16 protein-coding genes and 8 tRNA genes are annotated in these 19,625 nt (G+C 44.7%); 15 read left to right on the plus strand and 9 right to left on the minus strand.

The window, feature by feature from the left end:
- The first annotated feature begins 2 nt into the window (after nucleotides 1-2).
- Nucleotides 3-461, plus strand: coding sequence for a hypothetical protein (locus KUG37_RS00935; protein ID WP_216933732.1), 459 nt, complete (start codon nucleotides 3-5; stop codon nucleotides 459-461).
- Between the two features lie 65 nt (nucleotides 462-526).
- Here the strand turns inward: KUG37_RS00935 and dapE are convergent, their stop codons facing one another.
- The 3 genes from dapE to KUG37_RS00950 all read right to left on the minus strand — a co-directional run bounded on the left by dapE (nucleotide 527) and on the right by KUG37_RS00950 (nucleotide 2,925).
- Nucleotides 527-1,663, minus strand: coding sequence for a succinyl-diaminopimelate desuccinylase (gene dapE / locus KUG37_RS00940; protein ID WP_216933734.1), 1,137 nt, complete (start codon nucleotides 1,661-1,663; stop codon nucleotides 527-529).
- Nucleotides 1,664-1,784: 121 nt separating this feature from the next.
- Nucleotides 1,785-1,934, minus strand: a complete 150-nt coding sequence (locus tag KUG37_RS00945; protein WP_216933736.1) for an entericidin A/B family lipoprotein — start codon at nucleotides 1,932-1,934, stop codon at nucleotides 1,785-1,787.
- A 115-nt stretch (nucleotides 1,935-2,049) separates the two neighbouring features.
- Nucleotides 2,050-2,925, minus strand: a complete 876-nt coding sequence (locus KUG37_RS00950; RefSeq protein WP_216940097.1) for a DUF1853 family protein — start codon at nucleotides 2,923-2,925, stop codon at nucleotides 2,050-2,052.
- 87 nt (nucleotides 2,926-3,012) lie between these two features.
- Between KUG37_RS00950 and KUG37_RS00955 the strand changes: the two genes are divergently transcribed.
- The 11 genes from KUG37_RS00955 (at nucleotide 3,013) to KUG37_RS01005 (ending at nucleotide 5,983) form a co-directional block, all read left to right on the plus strand.
- Nucleotides 3,013-3,495 carry a YbaN family protein gene (locus tag KUG37_RS00955; RefSeq protein WP_216933740.1) on the plus strand — a complete coding sequence of 161 codons (483 nt, stop codon included), beginning with the start codon at nucleotides 3,013-3,015 and terminating at the stop codon, nucleotides 3,493-3,495.
- A complete protein-coding gene (gene elsL / locus KUG37_RS00960; protein WP_216933742.1) occupies nucleotides 3,492-4,025 on the plus strand; it encodes a cell wall-recycling L,D-carboxypeptidase ElsL in 534 nt (177 codons plus the stop codon). Before KUG37_RS00955 ends, elsL begins: the two co-directional genes overlap by 4 nt.
- A gap of 542 nt (nucleotides 4,026-4,567) precedes the next feature.
- A tRNA-Val gene (locus tag KUG37_RS00965) sits at nucleotides 4,568-4,643 on the plus strand.
- 28 nt (nucleotides 4,644-4,671) lie between these two features.
- Nucleotides 4,672-4,748: transfer RNA gene (locus tag KUG37_RS00970), tRNA-Asp, on the plus strand.
- A gap of 48 nt (nucleotides 4,749-4,796) precedes the next feature.
- Nucleotides 4,797-4,873 (plus strand) — tRNA-Asp (locus KUG37_RS00975).
- 21 nt (nucleotides 4,874-4,894) lie between these two features.
- A tRNA-Val gene (locus KUG37_RS00980) sits at nucleotides 4,895-4,970 on the plus strand.
- 13 nt (nucleotides 4,971-4,983) lie between these two features.
- Nucleotides 4,984-5,060, plus strand: a tRNA-Asp gene (locus tag KUG37_RS00985).
- Between the two features lie 29 nt (nucleotides 5,061-5,089).
- Nucleotides 5,090-5,165 (plus strand) — tRNA-Val (locus KUG37_RS00990).
- A 37-nt stretch (nucleotides 5,166-5,202) separates the two neighbouring features.
- Nucleotides 5,203-5,279: transfer RNA gene (locus tag KUG37_RS00995), tRNA-Asp, on the plus strand.
- Between the two features lie 98 nt (nucleotides 5,280-5,377).
- Nucleotides 5,378-5,453, plus strand: a tRNA-Val gene (locus tag KUG37_RS01000).
- A gap of 71 nt (nucleotides 5,454-5,524) precedes the next feature.
- Entirely contained in the window at nucleotides 5,525-5,983 is a 459-nt protein-coding gene (locus KUG37_RS01005) for a DUF2750 domain-containing protein (protein ID WP_216933744.1), read from the plus strand.
- Nucleotides 5,984-6,007: 24 nt separating this feature from the next.
- Here KUG37_RS01005 and KUG37_RS01010 read toward each other — a convergent pair whose 3' ends face one another.
- The 4 genes from KUG37_RS01010 to yccS form a co-directional block, all read right to left on the minus strand.
- Nucleotides 6,008-6,802, minus strand: coding sequence for a YdcF family protein (locus KUG37_RS01010; protein ID WP_216933746.1), 795 nt, complete (start codon nucleotides 6,800-6,802; stop codon nucleotides 6,008-6,010).
- Nucleotides 6,803-6,900: 98 nt separating this feature from the next.
- Nucleotides 6,901-9,477: a sulfite reductase flavoprotein subunit alpha gene (locus KUG37_RS01015; protein ID WP_216933748.1), complete on the minus strand. Its 2,577-nt coding sequence runs from the start codon at nucleotides 9,475-9,477 to the stop codon at nucleotides 6,901-6,903.
- A 169-nt stretch (nucleotides 9,478-9,646) separates the two neighbouring features.
- The gene (locus tag KUG37_RS01020; RefSeq protein ID WP_216933750.1) at nucleotides 9,647-10,207 is read right to left on the minus strand and encodes a YcxB family protein; all 561 of its coding nucleotides are present in this window, start codon (nucleotides 10,205-10,207) and stop codon (nucleotides 9,647-9,649) included.
- A gap of 85 nt (nucleotides 10,208-10,292) precedes the next feature.
- Nucleotides 10,293-12,467 (minus strand): YccS family putative transporter, encoded by a 2,175-nt coding sequence (yccS, locus tag KUG37_RS01025; protein ID WP_216933752.1) that lies wholly within the window; start codon nucleotides 12,465-12,467, stop codon nucleotides 10,293-10,295.
- Nucleotides 12,468-12,605: 138 nt separating this feature from the next.
- On the opposite strand from yccS, the gene KUG37_RS01030 reads away from it, so the two are divergent.
- Nucleotides 12,606-13,823, plus strand: coding sequence for a multidrug effflux MFS transporter (locus tag KUG37_RS01030; protein ID WP_216933754.1), 1,218 nt, complete (start codon nucleotides 12,606-12,608; stop codon nucleotides 13,821-13,823).
- A gap of 77 nt (nucleotides 13,824-13,900) precedes the next feature.
- Here KUG37_RS01030 and KUG37_RS01035 read toward each other — a convergent pair whose 3' ends face one another.
- Nucleotides 13,901-14,608 (minus strand): nitroreductase, encoded by a 708-nt coding sequence (locus KUG37_RS01035; RefSeq protein ID WP_216933756.1) that lies wholly within the window; start codon nucleotides 14,606-14,608, stop codon nucleotides 13,901-13,903.
- A gap of 900 nt (nucleotides 14,609-15,508) precedes the next feature.
- Between KUG37_RS01035 and gltS the strand changes: the two genes are divergently transcribed.
- Complete coding sequence (gene gltS / locus KUG37_RS01040) at nucleotides 15,509-16,747, plus strand: sodium/glutamate symporter (protein ID WP_216933758.1); 1,239 nt, start codon at nucleotides 15,509-15,511, stop codon at nucleotides 16,745-16,747.
- 46 nt (nucleotides 16,748-16,793) lie between these two features.
- Nucleotides 16,794-18,269: a sodium:alanine symporter family protein gene (locus KUG37_RS01045; RefSeq protein WP_216933759.1), complete on the plus strand. Its 1,476-nt coding sequence runs from the start codon at nucleotides 16,794-16,796 to the stop codon at nucleotides 18,267-18,269.
- Nucleotides 18,270-18,327: 58 nt separating this feature from the next.
- Here the strand turns inward: KUG37_RS01045 and chrA are convergent, their stop codons facing one another.
- Nucleotides 18,328-19,536, minus strand: coding sequence for a chromate efflux transporter (gene chrA / locus KUG37_RS01050; RefSeq protein WP_216940098.1), 1,209 nt, complete (start codon nucleotides 19,534-19,536; stop codon nucleotides 18,328-18,330).
- Nucleotides 19,537-19,625: the final 89 nt, after the last annotated feature.

The raw sequence follows: 19,625 nt of genomic DNA on the forward strand, positions 1-19,625 counted from the left end.
ACATGAGTCAGACCAATTCGAGCATTAAAAAGGCTGATCAGATTAGCCAGCAGGAACTTCAGCATCTGATTGCGGTATCGACCGGATTTATTGATGCCTATATTATTGACTGTCATGGCAAAGATCCGATGTTGTTGCCACAAAACATCGTCCTGTCAGCACTAGATAGCAATACCCAGGTCAAGACAGTGGAATGGCATGAAGCACAGTTGCCGGTCTATGCGGTGAATGATCCTTCACGTCAAAATGGGGTAGCACTGGTGATTGAGGGTGATGAAATCGATCAGCGTTTTGCCTTGATGTGCAATGAAATGCCGAAAACCATCCGGATCCGTATTTCCGAAGTGGTCGATGTCGATCAGCCTGTGAATGATCCTGCCATCTTTCAATATGTGCGCATGGATGAACAGCTGTTCCATATTCCGAATATGGCCCATATTCAGGCTTCAATCGGGCTGTAATCAACACTATAAAATATAAAAAAGGAACTCTTATGAGTTCCTTTTTTATTGTGTTATTCATTCATTTAATTTGCGAGTAAATTCACCAAAATCTGTTCATAAATTTCAGCTAATGGCTCTAAGTCGGCAATGTCGACATGTTCGTTGATCTGATGGATCGTGGCATTCAATACGCCAAGTTCCAGTACTTGTGCACCGGTAGGCGCAATAAAGCGGCCGTCTGAGGTGCCACCAGAGGTAGAAAGCTCGGTTTCAGTTCCTGTTACATTCAGAATGGCAGTTTTGGCTGCATTCACCAGTTCACCGACCGGGGTCAGAAAAGGCAAGCCCGATAAAGTCCAGGAAATATCATAGTCCACCCCGTGACGATCCAGAATTTTTAAAGTGCGTGCTTTGAGTTCTTCGGCGGTCACTTCAGTAGAGTAGCGCCAGTTGCACAGTAGGTTCATGGTACCTGGAACAACGTTGGTTGCACCTGTACCCGAATTGATGTTGGAAATCTGGAAGGTCGTCGCCGGGAAATATTCGTTGCCATGATCCCAGACTGTGTCACATAGCTCGGCAATCGCTTTCGAGGCCGTATGAATCGGGTTCACTGCCAGATGCGGATAAGCCACATGGCCTTGTTTGCCTTTTACTGTGAGATTGGCATTTAAAGAGCCACGACGGCCATTTTTGACAATATCACCCAGTTTATCGGTACTTGAAGGTTCACCGACCAGACACCAGGTAATTTTTTCATTCCGCGCTTCCAGTGTTTCTATCACTTTCACCGTACCATTAATCGACGGACCTTCTTCATCTGAAGTAATCAGATAGGCAATCGAACCTTTATGATTTGGGTATTTTTCTATGAAACGTTCTGTTGCGACCACCATGGCTGCCAAAGCCGTTTTCATGTCGGCACTGCCACGACCATAAAGTTTGCCTTCACGGATTTCAGGTAAAAATGGATCTGAGTTCCAGGCGTCCAGATTCCCTGTTGGCACGACATCGGTGTGGCCAGCAAAACAGAAGACCGGCCCTTTTGTGCCTTTGCGTGCCCAGATATTGTCTACATCTTCAAAGCGCATGGATTCAATATTGAAACCAATCTTCTTTAAACGTTCAGCCATGATGTTCTGGCAGTCATGATCAATAGGTGTGACAGAAGGCTGACATAAGAGTTGCAGACTTAAATCGAGGGTAGCGGAAGAGCTCATGCGGTTTTCAACAGTCCATAATTTTCTCGGCCCTATAATAGGCGAATATGGGTTTAAATGTGAACGACTGATATAAAAAAACCCTATCTGAGATAGGGTTCTATAAGGATTTAAGAAAAAACTAGTTTTGACGGATTTCGTCAGAAGTTTTTCCAGCAGTATTGGTGACCGCATCGCCAGCCTTGGACACATCTTTGCCCATGCCTTTTACAGTGTTACAGCCAGTCAATACAAAAGCCATCATTAATGAAGCAGCAAGAATTTTTTTCATCATCATCTCCGTATAATCAATAATAAATTTATTATGATGTGGGACTTAGAGTAAAAAATATATGCTCTAAAAAATATGTGGTTTTCATAGTGCTTCGGTTAATAAATGTAATGTTTTATAGAGGTTTATGCGATAGATGCTGGATCAGCACCGGTTTGCGATACATGTAAAAGTCATTGCGATCGACTTGTTTATAGAGGCCATCCGTCCACCATGTAGCAGTCAAACTGCTTGGCTGTGCTTGCGGATAAATCCATTCATGCCGTTGCAGGCGATAGAAACCGTACTGTGCAGCAGGAATATGCTGTCCCCATAAACCCAGACGACGTTCGGTATTGATCCATGCAGGAATCGGCTGATCTGCATGATGCGTAGGCAGATATAACTGTCCTTTCAGGACGCAAAAACGTTTTTGAATGGGATGCTGCAAAGCTTCATCAAACTGGAATTGTTTTTGCGTGAAATGTTTCATTTTTCTGATCAGGGTATCGGTGCGGTTCAGGCCATACCAATGCGGCAGACTAAAATCTGCTTCGGCCAGATAATATTTTAATGCCACTTCCCAATGTTCAATCTGTCCTGTATCGGTATTCAATAACAGAAAATCCAGTTCGCCCAGGGTCTTTGCGCCCTCAATTTTTTGTAGACTATACCCAAGCAGCCGATACGGATGATAGGCATCATCAAGTAACCAGAACCAGACCAGCATTTCAAAACGCAATCCTAAACGCGTGCTCTTCAGCTGCTGTACAAATTCGATTAATTCTTCTGGATGCTGATCGAGAAATTCTAAACGTGGATGATAGCGGCCGAGATGTTGCTGCCAAGTCTGGCTATCATGCAACTCAAAGCGATGTATGAGTTCAAGTTCCTCCGGAATACCAGACAGGATATTCGGACTGCCGACAGCAAATGCCAGTTGTCGTACCAGAGGTTGTTGATAACGTTGCCATGCTTCTACAAGATTTTGGTTTAAACTGGAAAAGGGCATAGTACAACCTGTGAAAAGTGCAGAAATACAACGGACAGTATCGGAAAACGCATTATACTACCTGAATTCTGCGGTTAGGGTTGTGGTATGAAAGTGTTGTTTTGGCGGAGTCTGGTGGTGCTGTTTGTGATCCTAGGCTTTATCGGTGCAGTTCTGCCGGGTATGCCAACAACGGTCTTTTTGATTCTGGCTGCCTGGGCGGCATCTAAAGGATGGCCACAAATGGATGACTGGTTATTGAATCATCCCAAATATGGCCCAACCTTAAGAGCTTGGCGGGCACACGGTACTGTGCCGCGTAAGGCCAAATGGTTCGCCAGTATTATGATGCTGATCAGCGGGATTATCATGCTGTTTACTACCGCACCCATGGCCGTGAAAGCCTTTACCAATATCACCATGCTGATCGTTGCAATCTGGTTATGGCGACGCCCTGAACCCAATCTGGTCAATATTCAGCAACCTGTAGTCGACCCAGAAAAAAAAGATATACCGACCGCGCATTCTGCAGATAACCAGTTAAAACATACAGAGTCCAACAAAACAGAGTCCGAGAATAACAAGTCATGAATACCTTGCATCTGGATCAAGCCGATATCCTGATTGATCTTGCCCAACAAAGACTGTATCTGCCCCGTCTAAACAAGCAATATCAGATTTCCAGTGGTAAGAATGGCATTGGCGAAACTGAAAACAGTGGCAAGACCCCTCGTGGCTGGCACAAGATTGCTGAAAAGTTTGGTCAGGATGCTCCATTCAATAGTGTGTTTATCGCACGTCAGGCGACCGGGGAAGTTTATAATGCCGAGTTGGCAGCGGGATTTCCGCAACGTGACTGGATCCTGACCCGTATTTTATGGCTGAGTGGCCTTGAAGCCGGTTTTAACCAAGGCGAGGGCTGTGATACCTATCAGCGTTATATCTATATTCACGGTACGCCAGACACTGAAGCGATGGGAGAGCCACTTTCTCATGGCTGTATCCGCATGCGTAATCTAGAGGTTGCTGAACTATTTGACTTGGTCAGTGAAGATGCGCTGGTTTATATCTCGGAACAGACAGTAGATTTAGAAACGCTGAAGGTTCCGTATATCGAATGACGCTATAAAGGTTCCGTATATCGAATAAAAGGTTCCGTATATCGAATAAGGAAGCGAGCTTTAACATCATGTGAAAATGATTTTGTTTTTTAGTGACTGGTTTAAGCGAATAAATGCAGTTTAAGACATTCATCAATCTGATCAAGATCGTATTTTTACAGTATTTCACCAGTTCGTGGTTGGTTAAAGCACAAGTTCAACGTCATTTCTTGGATAAAAATAAATGACAATTTAAAGATTACATGAACACAACGCCGAGTATTTTAAAGCTTTGTATAATCCTTAATCAGAATTGCAACACATGGCATGGCTCAGACAGAAACTTCGCCGGGAAACACAAAATTCAGCTCCGATTTTCATTTTGAAAATTAAAAAATTTCGGTAGAGACTTAAAAAATAAACAAAAAGTGTTGTTTTTTTTAACAAACAACCTATTTTTTAATCACTCACACCTAAAAAGTGGAAAACAGTCCGAAAAGCGTTTGACAGGCTGTGCAGATTCTCTATAATGCACCCATCAAACGATGATAGACGTTTAGAAAGGGCGCTTAGCTCAGTTGGTAGAGCGTCTGCCTTACAAGCAGAATGTCGGCGGTTCGATCCCGTCAGCGCCCACCAAGCTTCTTTCATTTTGAGATTTTATAGTGCAGCGGTAGTTCAGTTGGTTAGAATATCGGCCTGTCACGCCGAGGGTCGCGGGTTCGAGTCCCGTCCGCTGCGCCACTTTAAAATCTTAATCTTCGTTTGCCACAATAGCGACATTGTGTAAATGCAGCGGTAGTTCAGTTGGTTAGAATATCGGCCTGTCACGCCGAGGGTCGCGGGTTCGAGTCCCGTCCGCTGCGCCATTTATACGATAGATCTTTTGAGGGCGCTTAGCTCAGTTGGTAGAGCGTCTGCCTTACAAGCAGAATGTCGGCGGTTCGATCCCGTCAGCGCCCACCAGATTTTTTATGATGCAGCGGTAGTTCAGTTGGTTAGAATATCGGCCTGTCACGCCGAGGGTCGCGGGTTCGAGTCCCGTCCGCTGCGCCATCTTAAAATCAAACAGTTTGACCCTTAAAGGGCGCTTAGCTCAGTTGGTAGAGCGTCTGCCTTACAAGCAGAATGTCGGCGGTTCGATCCCGTCAGCGCCCACCATATCTTCGGATATATTACTTAGTCATAAGTAAGCCATGCAGCGGTAGTTCAGTTGGTTAGAATATCGGCCTGTCACGCCGAGGGTCGCGGGTTCGAGTCCCGTCCGCTGCGCCATTTTTCATAACCTGAAGTGAAAAATTGGTTTTAAATAGCATAGACTACGCACTGCGTCTGTCTTGCATCAAAAATTCAAATCTTGAGTTTTTTCTTCAGGGCGCTTAGCTCAGTTGGTAGAGCGTCTGCCTTACAAGCAGAATGTCGGCGGTTCGATCCCGTCAGCGCCCACCATATCTTTCTTGCCTAAACACTGAATATTTCATAGAATTTGAAGTCTATAATAATTTGAAGATTTCACGACTATGAGAAATCCATATCAGCGCAAGGCAGCGACCAAATCTCAAACTACATACGATCCCCAACAGCTATATAAACAGTATATTCAAGCAATTGTCGCGAATGCCGGCATTTTTGCGCTTTATCAAGATGGCTGGGCTTTGTGTGCTACGCCTACCGGACAGCGTGCATTTGCCTGCTGGCACAGTAAAGGTTTGGCTCGTCTGCTCATTAAAGACAACTGGGTGAATTACGATATTCAGGAAATTAGTCTCAAGGATTTTGTAGAAAAAGTCATTCCATTTTTACGCCAGGAAAGTACCATTGTCTCGCTTGATCTGACCCCAGAAGGGCAGAACATTCTGGTGGCACCGGAAAAATTATTACTTGATATCAAAAATTATCTGTATCAGATCTATGTACAAAAGCCGGACCTGTTTAAAAATCCGGATATTCCTTTACCAAGGCACATCCGTTTAAATTAATTTGCTTGTTTTTAAATAGCTTGTTTATTGGAACAATGAATATTCATTCAGCAGCCAGCCACTAATCAAAGCAAAATATTCACGTAGCCATGAATTGTAGCGAACATTCTGAGGAGTGCTGGCACTTAGACTGATCACTTGCTGATAGCCCTGATAGCTGGCAATTGCACGGGCACGAGGGCTATGAAAATCGCTGGTGACAATTGCAATGGGCTCATTTTGACCAATATTCTGCTGTTTCAAGATGGCCTGAGCATATTGTAGGTTCTGTTGGGTACTTCTACTTTGATCTTCCAGGCTCATGGGGTTTTTAAGCTGTGGATAGTTCGTATGAATATAATTCTGCATAACTTCAGCTTCGCTCTGTTTTTCCCGGAAATTTCGTCCCCCGGTCATAATCATTAACGTATTGGGATATTGTTCTGCATACTTTGCTGCGGTATCCAGACGATTTTTTAAGATGGGTGAGGGCTGACCCTGGTTAATACCACTGCCCAATACCAAAATTGCTGCAGCAGGTCGTGCAGGAATGTTCGAGTTGATCGACATCTGGATATAAGCGAAAAAGATCGCGACACTGATCATCCAGAATAAAAATCCGCTCCAGAGACTGTTCCAGAACAAGGTTCTGAATCGAGAATTCTGTTGCCAGCGCTGAATGGATGAAAAAAGCAGGGCATACAGGATCAGCGCCACAGCAATGATGATAGACAGAGCGATACCAAAATGCCTTTGACCTTGACTCAGTAACCAGATGCTATTTATACATAGGATCAAGCCAAAGATCAGGCTAAGACTTCGTTTCAGTTGATTGAGCATCCAAGTTTCCTTTTTTCTTATTCACATTCTTATTATTAGTTCTGCATCTTCAATAAAAACCGGGCCATTGCGCCCGGTTTTTAGCATATCAGCTTATCTTAATATACATCACGACGATAACGGCCATCCAGACGTAATTGATCGAGCACCGTTTCACCGAGTATATCAGTCAGGGCCTGATCCACATCGCTGGCCATCCCATTGATACTACCGCAGACATAAATCACCGCACCCTGAGCAATCCAGACTTTTAGTTCTTCGGCCTGTTCACGCAATTTGTGGTGGACATAGACTTTTTCCGGCTGATCACGAGAGAAGGCCAGATCGAGACGTTTCAGGGTTCCCATTTGCAGCCAGGCCTGAATGGTTTCTTCAAAGAAGAAGTCATGTTCACGCTGACGTTCACCAAAGATCAGCCAGTTCTGGGTATAGTCCTGACGGTTACGCGCACTGAGCAGACTCAATAACCCTGCAATGCCGGTACCATTACCAATACAGATAATCGGACGATTATCATCAATCAGGTGGAAAGAGTCATTGCTACGAATACGCAGTGCAATTGGCGCATTGAGCGCTGCATGCCGGGTAAGCCAGCCTGACCCCAGTCCCAGATTGCTATCGGCATCAGTCTGCTGACGCACCACCAGACGTAAAACCTGCTGGCTTGGAATACTGGCAATTGAGTATTCACGCGTTGCCAAAGTCGGTAATTGCTTGAGCAGCTGATCCAGAGAATCAAAAGGTTCGGCCTGCGTCAGATCACGATCCCAAAGTGCCTGTTCAATGCTTTGTTGCATAGACGGTACCTGTGTACCGGCAGCAATCTGGCACTTTTGCATAAAGGCATAAATACGTTCCGGGCTGTTCCCCGGTTGAATTTCGGCAATATCACCTGCTTGCCATACTGCTTCATGCTCAGGAATCAGTTCGATATTAAAAGCAGGGGCACCCAAACTACCCGGATTGAGCAATTCACGTTTACTCAGAATCCAGTGATCAAAGGTTTTATCAATACCCATTGTCTGCAGTTCAAGTCGAGTCACCCGTGCAAGTGCAGTATTCCACTGCTGGATATGATCGTTATTAGCATTATCCACTTCAATCGTTTGGAATAGCTGCTTGGCCCCATTTTGCTTCAACCACTGGTCAATACGATGGCCAAAACTGCAATAAGTATCCGAATATTCCTGTGAACCCAAGGCCAATACCGCATAGCTTAAATGACTAAGATTAGCTTTGGCAGACAGGATTTTTTTCTCGAAAGAAGACGCCAGATCCGGCGCTTCGCCCGTACCATAAGTACTGGCAACAAATAATACCTGTTCGGTTTGCTGTAAGTCGGCCAGTGTCAGTTGCTGTACCGGCTTGACTGTTACAGGTTGACGCGCTTCTTGCAGGGCAGTCGCCGTACGCCAAGCCAGTTGCTCAGAAACTCCTGTTTGTGAGGCATACGCGATGAGCCACGGTTTGGCATTTTCATCTGGGGTGACTGCAATGGCACTCTGACGTGCTGCCAGTGTTAAGCGTTTCTGTTTACGACGTTTCAGATAGAGCATCCAGCCTGTCACAAAGAACAAGGGCATCAACAAGGCTGCGACCATAGCAAAGAACTGGTAAATCGGGCCGAAGAAGCTGCCACGATGTACCGGCAACATGCTGCTCATAATTTTTTCATTGAGTTTTTTATCTTCATACAGCTCGACTTTGCTAAATTCAGCTGTCTGGTAATTATAAGTGGCGCTGTTGCGTGCACGTTCATGCTGAGCGACCGGATCGACAAAGCTGAGCTGCAGGCTGCCATCCGGTTTTTTTGGAAGATTAAACGTGACGGTAGAGTATTTACCTGAAAATTCAGTATTAAAGCCGACCCAGCTCTGGTCTAGCGCACGCACAATACCTTCAGGGCTGAGACTTTCGCGTCCTTCACCCCGAGAACCGCGTTCACCACCGTGATGTCCTTCACCACGGTTATTGCCGGCATTGGCCTGCATTTCCGGTTGTGGACGTTCCACCCCGAGAACCTTGAACATACCGCTGCGCCACCAGTCATAGGACCAGTACAGGCCGGTACAGGCCAGAACCAGGTAGAAAATCACCACCCAGGTCCCCACGACAGCATGCAGATCCCAGATAAAATTACGTCCTTTCAGCTGCGGTTTTATAAAGAACCATTGCTTGATTGAATGACGTTTTGGCCAGCGCAGGTATAGACCAGACAAGACAAAAAAGATCAGCATCAGGGCACAGGCGCCAGTAATCTGTTTGCCGACCGGACCAACTGTCAAATTACGATGCAGTTGCTGAATAAACTGGAAAAATTCCCGACCCTTAATATCTGGCAAGACTTCTGCGGTATACGGATTGATCATGATGTTTTGACCACGCCGCGCTCCCTCTTTGACAATATTCACAGTACTCGAAGCACTTGGATCGTGTGCCACGGTAATACTGTTGATCTTCATGTCAGGGGCGGTACTGTTAAAGTGCTGATACAGCTGTGCAGGCGTGAGTTTGTCACGTTGCTGAACCTGAACCGTATAACTGTCGCTATTTATCCATTTTAATATTTGTTGTTCGTAGGAATAAATTGCGCCAGTGACTCCCATTATCGAGAGGATTAAACCTGCTGTAATCCCCAGAAACCAGTGGATTTGGAAAAAAGTCTTTTTAAACATGGTCGTCAGATTAAGGGTCAGATTTATAAAAGTGGCCAAATTATAACTGAAGTTTAAAGCAGAATTATAGGTGTTGAGGATAATATTTATTCTCATTATCATTTAAGCTTTCGAGATTAAAAAAACCTCCATGCCGGGACAGGAGGTTTTTCACTGAAGAGTGAACCAGTTAGATTTGCTTTGCTGGACCTACTTCTGCTTCCAGATGCTTGCGAATCGTGGCAAAAGGGAAGTTTTTGCTGTCCAGACGTTTAGGCAGGATATACGCACCTTGCTGGCCTTTTACCTTGAAATTCACCAGCATAAATTCTGGTGTATTGTACCATTCGTAAATGTCTTTCCAGCTGATTGCACCGACACCTTCCTGCATGCCCATTTTCTGGCGCATGATGATGCCATGCGGTTGCACGCCCAGACGAACGCCTTTGATTTCCTGTACCGGAAATTCATTCATTTTGCGTTTAACATACCATTCCAGACCAAAGGTACGGATCAGGTAATACAACACAACACAGACAATCGCGACCCAACAGAACACCGTTGAATAGTTCTTGAGAAGAAGAAGGCCCAGAATAGATAAGGCAACAACAGCACCCATGATCAGCCATGCTTTCATGCCAATTTTATTGGTACTACGCCAGATCACCAGCTGAGCATGACGCTGCTCGGCTTCTGAAATTTCATAGTTCACAGGCTGTAGGGTATAAGCGTATAAATTTTTCGCGGTCATAGTGAAACTAGCAGATTTTAAACTGTAAAAAGTTTAGCATTAATTGTACACGTTCAGTGAGTATATTGTTCCAAAATCAGCCAAATTATAATGAGCCCAGTGCTGTGGCCTGTTGATCATGCTCATGACTTAAGCTTTGTTTTAATTGGCTCAGCTGATTTAAAATACTGAACATTAAAGAGAGTTGCTGCAAAATGATCAAAGCTTTGTGATCTTCCTGCTGTTCATGCGACAGACGTTGCCGAATATTCAGAATCATGTTTTGTGTACTCAAGTTGGATACTTCATCTCGCAGCAATGCACCGCGAATATCTTCAAGTGCTTTGTCCATTAAATTCAGGATGTCCTGATCTTCAATCTTTTCCCGGTGTGCCCCAAGGGCCGCAATATAACTGATAAAGGTATGGTTCAGACACAGGAACTCAAAAGCCAGCGATTTTTCTACCGGATCAATATCCGGTTCAGTGGCCAGGGTCGAGATCAATGACGCCACCTCGGCATCGGTATTGTGGGCAGCACGACGCACAATACGATATTTCAGGCCATTATTACGACCAGATTTATACTGTTCAATCACTTCGCTCAAATAGTCAGATTCTGCCTGCAAGGTTCGTCCAATACTGCGGGGCAAACGTCGGAACTTCCAGTCCGGGAAAATAAAGCTGACCCCGAACCAAGCAATGGCACAACCGATTAGCGTATCCACCATACGTGGAACGGCAGCTGCAAAGCCCATACCGTCCAGATTAAAGTTAATTAACGCTAAAATCGTGATAAAGGCGGTGGCTTGTGCATATTGTTTACTACGCAATTCAAAGAACAGTATTCCACTGATGACCAGAAGCAATAATTGTCCTTCGATGGAAGGCACAAAATACAGAATGGCATAACCGAGAATAATCCCCACCAAGGTACCCACAATACGCAGACGTAAACGTCGTTTGGTGGCATTAAAGTTCGGTTGGCTGACAAAGAGTGCTGTCAATAGAATCCAGTAGCCATACTGAATATTGCTGACTTGCACAAAGATATAGCTGATCAGCAATACAATCGACAGGCGGATCGCATGCCGGAATAGGACTGATTCTGGTGTTAGGTGCTGCCTGATCCGCACCATGATGTCATCCCAGCCTTTCAGATCATCATCTTTCAGCTGGGTTTCAATATGTTTGGAGCGGTCGGAGGTGATACTTTGTTCGGTTTCCAGATTTCGTAACTGCGCATCAATCGATTTCAGGTTCTGAAATAGCGAAAATAAAGCATTAATCCAGGCCTGGTCATAATGCTGATCCTGACGTAATTTCTCCAGAGACAGGCGAAGGTTATCAAATGCATGTTTGAAACGGTTGTTATGCACATAAGGCTTGCGCAGCAGCAGACTTTCACTCAGATCCTTACAGGCTTTGCCCTGGATCGACATAATGCGCTGAAAGCGGAACAGAATATCGCTATGCTGGAAAATCTTGGCCAGTTTTTGATAATCAATATGCGCCGAATCGGCACGTTCGTGAATATCCTGTGCCACAAAATAATATTGCAGACTGCGACGGGTATCTTTTTGCCCACGATCACCTTTCAGGCGGGTCAGAAGGGCCGTTTTCATTTCGTTAAAAATGGTAATCAGTTTGCCATTTTCAAGCGAGAGTTCAATCATGCTCTGCTGATAGCTTTTAGGCGTCATGTCCACATCAAACAGATTGGACTTGGCATATAAAAAGTCACCGAGTGCGGCATAGGAGATGGCAAGCTTGTCTTGCGCCAGCCGGGCAGGGAAGATCAGGAAACTGATAGTCGACAGAATCCCGTACCATATCGCACCAATCACCAGCAGGCCCGCCTGCTTATACCAGTCATCAAACAGTTCGACCCCGAGCATGGCATAGACTGAAACTACCAGACAGCCATAGGAAATCGTGGCATAGCGCCTGCCCAGTGAGCCGAGCAGAATCAGGCCAATACAGGACACAATTAATGCCAGGGCAAATAGCAGCGGATAAGGGTAGAGCAGGTATACGCCTACTGCGGTAATAAAGAAGCCAATATAGGTGTAGAGCAGATTTAAAATACGCACAGAAAAGCGGTCATCAATATCGCTTAAACCGGCTGCGACCACGCCTAAAGTCAGTGGAATTGTCAATAATTGTTGTCCCATGAAATAGGGAACAAAGGCGGTACCTGCGAATGCCATCATCATGCGCAGGTTATACATCAAGGTCGTATTATAGGTGGTTTGCTTGAGGCGAGTGAGCCAAGATTTCAAAGGTCGTCCTTTATACTGCAGTCTTATAGCTGAATCTGAATGTGCTAATGAAAATAGTAGATTTATAAATCTTCATTTCAGGCTAAATCATACTATGCACTGTGTTAATTTGTCTGCATGTTAGCGCTTTAAATCTTCATGCTTATGACATCGAATAAAATAGTACAACAACCTTATGCCATGTCCTGGATTGTTTTGCTGGCAACACTGAGTGCACTCGGGCCTTTATCTATTGATATGTATCTTTCGGCCTTGCCGGCCATGGCAGCAGATTTTGGTGTCAGTACCCAGATGGTTTCCAATAGCCTGCCGGCCTACTTCTTCGGTCTGGCGGTCGGACAACTGATTTATGGCCCGATCAGTGACCGGATTGGGCGTAAACCACCGCTGTATTTTGGGCTGTGGTTATACATTGTGGCGAGTTTGCTGTGTGTTTTTGCCCAGAATGAATGGAGCCTGATTGCTGCACGGATTCTGCAAGCCCTCGGAGGTTGTGTCGGGGTAGTCATGGCGCGCGCTGCCATTCGGGATCGTCTGGATATGCATTCAGCAGCTCAGGCTTTTGCCAGCATGATGATTGTTACCGCAATTGCACCAATCATCGCCCCAAGTCTGGGGGCCTGGGTATTGATGTTTTATGAGTGGAACGCAATCTTTTTGGTATTAATGGGCTGCGGTCTGCTGAGCCTGGCCTGTGTACATTTTTTCTTTCAAGAAACCTTGGAGCCGGAACGCCGTCTCAAGCTGAACTTTCGACAGGTATTGAGTTTATACCGTAGCATTTTTCAGGATCAAAGCTTTAGGCGCCCGCTCTATGCCGGCTGTTTTTCCGGGGCGGTGATGTTCTGTTATATCAGTGCTTCTTCGGCCATTCTGATGGACCGTTATCAACTTACCGAGCAACAGTTTGCGTATGCCTTTGGTGCCAATGCCTTTGGAATCATGCTGTTTTCGACGTTGAACAAACATCTGGCTGGGCGTTTCTCGATATTGCAGCGCCTGAAAATCGGCACTTGTCTGCAGTTTGCTGGTGTTTCAGCTTTAATCCTGCTGGGCAGCCTGGAGGTAGATTCTGTACTATGGGTGTTGTTGGGCATGTTTATCGTGGTGGCATCCATCGGGTTTACTGGCCCGAATGCCATGGCTCTGGCAATGGCTGAACAGGGCGAACGGGCAGGAACCGCCAGTGCCATTATGGGCAGTATGCAATTTGTCTGTGGCTTGTTGGGCGGTGTACTACTGAATTTTCTGATCTGGCAGGCTTTATTGAATATGGCTCTGATCATGCTGGTTTTTGTCTGTATTTCCGCTTGGGCGATTTTTAAAATAAAGATGCCCAGCTTGAAAAATGCATAGATGCTGGCTTTCTCTATATTTATTAAAAATGCTGGACTGAACAGAGAGCTAAGTAAATTTACTTCGCTCTCATTGCATCACTCATCGATAAATACGGAAAATTCTTCTACGGGAACACGCGGGGTAATAAAGCTGTTAATGATCTGCTCCGGATCAGCATAGCCTAATGCCATACCACAGACCAGCTCTTCATCGACAGATGCACCGACCAGATCAAGCACGATCGGGTGGAAATGGTTCCAGGCTGCCTGAGGGCAGGTGTCCAGACCGCGAGCTTTTGCTGCCAGCATGACATTCTGGATCATCATTGAAACATCCATTTTGGAACCAATGGCCAAAGAACGGTGTACGGTAAAGAACAGACCAACAGGTGCATCAAATAATTCAAAGTTACGCAGCTGCTGACGCGCCATTTTCTCTTTTTCGCCTTTTTGGATATTTAGCAAGCCATATAAACCCCAGCCATTTTCACGACGACGTTCAATAAATGGCGAGATCCATTGTTCAGGATAGTAGGCAAAGGTTTCTTTATATTGCTCGGCAAGTCCCGGATTTTCATAGAGCTGTATTTGTGCCTGGCAGACACGTTGCACGATTTCATCGCGCTTTCTGCCTGTCACCACATAAACTTTCCAGGGTTGGGTATTGGTTCCTGAAGGTGCGCGGCTGGCAACTGTCAATATCTCTTTTAAGGTGTCTGTACTCACCGGTGTCTTTAAGAAAGCACGAACCGAATGGCGAGAGGTGATGGTGTGATCTACAGCGTGAACAAGGTTTTGATCCATTATGAGGTCCAGTCGAATATCCTTATTGAGTTTGCAATGACTATAAACTAAACAAACAGAAGGCGGAGAGGAAAATTTCACTCTCAGCCAGCTGAGAAAAAGTGATTCACCAGCAAAATGAATTAGGCGATTAAATTTGGCATTCTTGTCGCTGAGTGTAAAACGCCTAACTAAGCGAGATAGGATCTGATCCTAAAAACTCTCTGAATTAAAAAATGGCTTAAAACCCAAGTGGTTGGGCCCTTTCACAATAACAATTCCACACAGAGAACGCATTTATTTTGACTGAAATTCAAGTTAATTTAATTTCAAGATTCCTGTTCCCTGCTGCTTTGAATAAAAGACTAATATTTTTTTTGAATTAAAATATAGATTAATTTTCATGTAAAAAGAATAATTTATAATTATTTTTTATAGGTGGATTAACTATTGCTAATAAAAAACAATAAAACTTTATACAAAGAAACAGCATAATGTACGACTTTTCATCTTAATTCATGCATTGCATAATCAAGATCTGTTTGAAATAACGCTATTCCAGATGGCTTGAATGAAGCCTTTAGGTTGAAAGCACTCATCAAGCAGTGAATGTTTTTTGAGCCTAAAACACAGTTTTTTACCAGCATGGATGTCTATTTGAAGATTGCCTGCAATTTTCCAAAAAGACTGAGTATCGGAATAGAAACGGTGTTGCTTTTATAAATCTCTCATTTGTTGAATATGATCGTGATGATGATATTCATAAGTTTGAAAGAGATGATCAATCATTTTGTTTTTCTGAAGGTCATAGATTAAATCCGGATATTTCCAGATGAACATCTCATGAGTGAGCTAGAGATATAGATCCCTCCATGACGTTTAGAAAAATAAAAAATTCCAAATCATCTTGGGCAAAAAATTATGGATTTTACTTTTAACGCATTTTATACCCTGATTGCCGCAGTTATTGTTTTGTTACTCGGTCGATTCCTGGTTAATAAAATCGATTTTTTAAAGCGCTACAATATTCCTGAGCCGGTTGCAGGCGGTTTAGTCGCCGCGATCATCTCGTTGCTGGTGCATTCACTGTGGGGATATAGCATTACCACCAGTGCAGAATTACAAACCAGTTTTATGCTGATTTTCTTTGCCTCGATTGGTCTGAGTGCCAACTTTTCCAAGTTGCGTGAAGGCGGTATCGGCCTGATAATTTTCCTGTTTGCCGTATCCATGTTCATTCTGCTACAAAACGCCGTAGGTATGAGCCTTGCGACGTTATTGGGTATTGACCCACTAATTGGCCTGATTGCCGGTTCTATTACCTTGACGGGTGGACATGGTACTGCGGGTGCATGGGGGGAAATTTTTGAAGTTGAATATGGTATTCAAGGTGCTTTGGTACTGGGTATGGCCAGTGCGACTTTTGGTCTGATTATCGGCGGGATCATTGGCGGACCTTTGGCCAAATTGCTGATCAACCGTCATAATCTGGCTACTGCACGTACCGATCAGCAGATCGAAAATCGTGACAATACCCCAATGGATAGCACTTCAGATGAATACGTACAATTCGAATATCCGCATCGTGTCCGTTTGATCACTGCAGATAATGCGATTACTACTTTGGGTCTATTTGCAGGCTGTTTGGCCTTTGCAGAGTTTATGACCGGTTTCAGTAAAGGTACTGCTTTTGAACTGCCAACATTCGTGTGGGCATTGGCGGGCGGTGTACTCTTGCGAAATGTACTGGAAGGTATTTTCAAAGTTCAGATTTTCGATCGCGCGATTGATGTCTTCGGTAATGCTTCATTGTCACTGTACCTGGCGATGGCATTGTTGTCATTAAAATTATGGCAATTGGCTGACCTTGCAGGACCACTCATGGTGATTCTGGGTGCACAGACCATTACCATGGCTTTATACGCAGCTTTCGTAACTTTCCGCCTAATGGGTAAAAACTACGATGCTGCGGTACTTGCAGCGGGTCATTGTGGTTTTGGTATGGGTGCTACGCCAACCGCGGTTGCCAATATGCAGGCGATTACCAATATGTACGGTGCATCGCATAAGGCCTTCCTGATCGTTCCATTATGTGGCGCGTTCTTTGTGGACTTGATCAATGCGACAGTCATTCAGATGATTTTGAAGTTTTTTGCATAATTTTTTATGCCTGATACGGTGAGTCATAAGCTCATAAGGGTGAGACATGAATGATCATTTAAATGAAACTTTACTTGGCTGGATTCATGCCCTGAATGGCCCTTTGTGGGATTTTCTGGTGGTATTTCTGGTCGCAGTCGGTATTTTCTATACGGTAGCGACAGGTGCAGTTCAAATTCGCTTGTTCTGGCATAGTATGAAAGTGATGAAGGGCAGCCGTGGCAAGGTCAGAGATGCGCATGGTATTACGCCATTCCAGGCCTTTGTTACTGGCCTGGCCAGCCGGGTCGGGGTAGGTAATGTCGCAGGTGTTGCAATTGCAATTGCGATTGGCGGACCCGGTGCCGTGTTCTGGATGTGGTTTACTGCCTTTCTGGGCATGAGTTCTGCTTTAGTTGAATCCTCTCTGGCACAGCTGTTTAAAGTCCGGGATAGTAAGACCCAGCAATTCCGTGGTGGGCCTGCCTATTATATTACCCAAGGTTTGAAGCAGAAATGGTTAGGGATTGTCTTTGCGATTGCATTGATCACAACTTATGGCTTTGTATTCAATGCCGTTCAGGCCAATGCGATTACTGGTGCAACCTCTCATGCTTGGGGCTGGAATCAGGCCAATGTCATTTTGCCCTTAGGCGGATTTAATTTTGAAGTTTCCTGGATTGGGCTGGCCCTGGTCTTGATGACTGCGGTGATTATTTTTGGCGGGATTAAACGGATTGCTAAAGTCGCTGAAAGCTTCGTGCCATTTATGGCTGTGCTTTATCTGGCGGTTGCCTTGTATATTGCAGTGATCAACTACGATATCTTGCCATCGATTTTCCAGCTTATTTTCACTAAAGCCTTTGAGTTTGAAGCTGCTGCTGGCGGTTTCTTTGGTGCCATGGTGTCTATGGCGATGATGATGGGCATTAAGCGCGGTCTGTTCTCTAACGAAGCCGGTATGGGTTCAGCACCGAATGCTGCTGCGGCATCTGATGCCAAGCATCCAGTGAATCAGGGTCTGATCCAAATGCTGGGTGTATTTGTTGATACCTTTGTGGTCTGCACATGTACCGCCATTATTATTCTGGTTTCAGGTCTATATGAAAATGCAGGGTTTGAAGGGGTGACTTTGACTCAGATGGCACTTGAAAGCCAGATTGGTGCCTGGGGTGATGATTTCCTGGCGCTGATTCTGTTCCTGTTTGCCTATTCTTCGATTATTGGTAACTATGCCTATGCCGAAGGCAACGTTCAGTTCATCAATAACAACAGTTGGGTCATGTTGATTTTCCGCTTATTTGTATTGGTGATGGTGTATTTCGGTTCGATCGCGAGTGTGCCATTGATCTGGAATATGGCAGATCTGTTTATGGGGGTTATGGCCAGTATTAACCTGATTGCGATTTTGTTGCTGATGCCATTCTTAATGATGCTACTGAAAGACTATACCGGTCAGTTGAAGCGTGGCGTGAAAGAGCCTGAATTTAAGCTGGATAGCCATCCTAAGTTTAAAGACAAGATCAAATCTGATATCTGGTAACACCAAAAAGCAAAAAGCCCTGATCATTCAGGGTTTTTTTATGGCTGGAAAATATTTTTTAAAAGAAATTTAAATAACTTTGATAAAGCACAAAACCCAGAATCAGGCTAAACCAGACCGGTAGTTTTGAACGTAGCAAAGCAATCATTACCGCGACAAACAGCAGGTCTGAGCCATAACTAAAATAACGTTGTGAAAGATCCAGTAATAAATACAGTAACAAACCCACCACTCCAGCATTGATACCCATTACCGCCTGATGGATATAGCGCTGTTGCATCAACCATGACCAGTAGGGCAAGGTTGCAAAGATCAGAAAAAATGAAGGTAAAAAGATTGCACAGGTCGCTAAAATTGCATTTAGCCAGAGATAAGGTGTCCAAGGCAGCAAAGCACCAATATAACTGGCAAAACTGAATAAAGGCCCGGGCATCAGCTGGGCAAACGCATAACCGAGATCAAAAGGTTGTGCACTCACCAAACCGGTGGTGACAAAGTCCTGATACAGCAAAGGCAGAATCACATGACCACCGCCAAACACCAGCGAGCCAGTCTGATAGAAATTGGCAAAAAAATGCAGGTTGGATCCGTCCCATAATTTGCCTACTAAGGGCAGCAGTAAAAATGGCAACATAAATGTCAGCAACCAATAGGGTGCGGCTGCAGATCGAATATAAGGCGAGCTGAGGGGAGTATCACTGACTTCTTTAGGTTTTTCTAAACCTGATCGAGAAAAATGTCCAGCCACGAGTCCACAGACCGCGCCCAGCATAATCACCAGAATTTGATTAAAACTCCCTGAAACTAGCATCAATAATATGACAGAGAGTATTAAGACTGCGTATTGCCAAGCAGTTTTACAGAAGCTTCTCAGCATCTGCCAGAAAGCCCATGCGATTACAGAAAATACAATTAACTGGATGGTATGAAAGCTGTTTGAGCTTAAAATATGAAAATAGCTTTGACCCAATACTGCCACCAAGGTCATCAGAATGACCGAGGGCAGGGTAAAACCCAGCCATGCCATCATTGCTCCGGTATAACCCCGTTGCAAATAACCGATCGACAGTCCCACCTGACTGCTGCTCGGGCCGGGTAAAAGTTGAGCCAAAGCGACCAGCTGACTGTATTGGGTGTCATTTAGCCACTGCAGTTGTGTCACAAATTTTTGGTGAAAAAACACCAAATGTGCCGCCGGACCGCCAAATGAAATACAGCCCAGTTGCAGGAAAATCAGGAAAATTCGGTACAGTGAGGTTGAAGCCATACGGTTATGGGGGGGGGGAATGAAGATAAAGTACCTGGACTGTATGACAGTTTTACGAAATTCTACAGACTATTTATTCAGGTGTTTAT

Source organism: Acinetobacter sp. BY419 (assembly GCF_019038395.1).
Classification (GTDB): Bacteria; Pseudomonadota; Gammaproteobacteria; order Pseudomonadales; family Moraxellaceae; genus Acinetobacter.

What these genes read in the sequence shown, in the direction of transcription:
- dapE (WP_216933734.1), bottom strand. Translation starts at nt 1,663, where the DNA reads ATGAGCTCTTCCGCTACCCTCGATTTAAGTCTGCAACTCTTATGTCAG.
- elsL (WP_216933742.1), top strand. Translation starts at nt 3,492, where the DNA reads ATGAATACCTTGCATCTGGATCAAGCCGATATCCTGATTGATCTTGCC.
- KUG37_RS00935 (WP_216933732.1), top strand. Translation starts at nt 3, where the DNA reads ATGAGTCAGACCAATTCGAGCATTAAAAAGGCTGATCAGATTAGCCAG.
- KUG37_RS00950 (WP_216940097.1), bottom strand. Translation starts at nt 2,925, where the DNA reads ATGCCCTTTTCCAGTTTAAACCAAAATCTTGTAGAAGCATGGCAACGT.
- KUG37_RS01005 (WP_216933744.1), top strand. Translation starts at nt 5,525, where the DNA reads ATGAGAAATCCATATCAGCGCAAGGCAGCGACCAAATCTCAAACTACA.
- KUG37_RS01035 (WP_216933756.1), bottom strand. Translation starts at nt 14,608, where the DNA reads ATGGATCAAAACCTTGTTCACGCTGTAGATCACACCATCACCTCTCGC.
- KUG37_RS01010 (WP_216933746.1), bottom strand. Translation starts at nt 6,802, where the DNA reads ATGCTCAATCAACTGAAACGAAGTCTTAGCCTGATCTTTGGCTTGATC.
- gltS (WP_216933758.1), top strand. Translation starts at nt 15,509, where the DNA reads ATGGATTTTACTTTTAACGCATTTTATACCCTGATTGCCGCAGTTATT.
- KUG37_RS00955 (WP_216933740.1), top strand. Translation starts at nt 3,013, where the DNA reads ATGAAAGTGTTGTTTTGGCGGAGTCTGGTGGTGCTGTTTGTGATCCTA.
- KUG37_RS01030 (WP_216933754.1), top strand. Translation starts at nt 12,606, where the DNA reads ATGCTTATGACATCGAATAAAATAGTACAACAACCTTATGCCATGTCC.
- KUG37_RS01020 (WP_216933750.1), bottom strand. Translation starts at nt 10,207, where the DNA reads ATGACCGCGAAAAATTTATACGCTTATACCCTACAGCCTGTGAACTAT.
- chrA (WP_216940098.1), bottom strand. Translation starts at nt 19,536, where the DNA reads ATGGCTTCAACCTCACTGTACCGAATTTTCCTGATTTTCCTGCAACTG.
- KUG37_RS01015 (WP_216933748.1), bottom strand. Translation starts at nt 9,477, where the DNA reads ATGTTTAAAAAGACTTTTTTCCAAATCCACTGGTTTCTGGGGATTACA.
- KUG37_RS00945 (WP_216933736.1), bottom strand. Translation starts at nt 1,934, where the DNA reads ATGAAAAAAATTCTTGCTGCTTCATTAATGATGGCTTTTGTATTGACT.
- KUG37_RS01045 (WP_216933759.1), top strand. Translation starts at nt 16,794, where the DNA reads ATGAATGATCATTTAAATGAAACTTTACTTGGCTGGATTCATGCCCTG.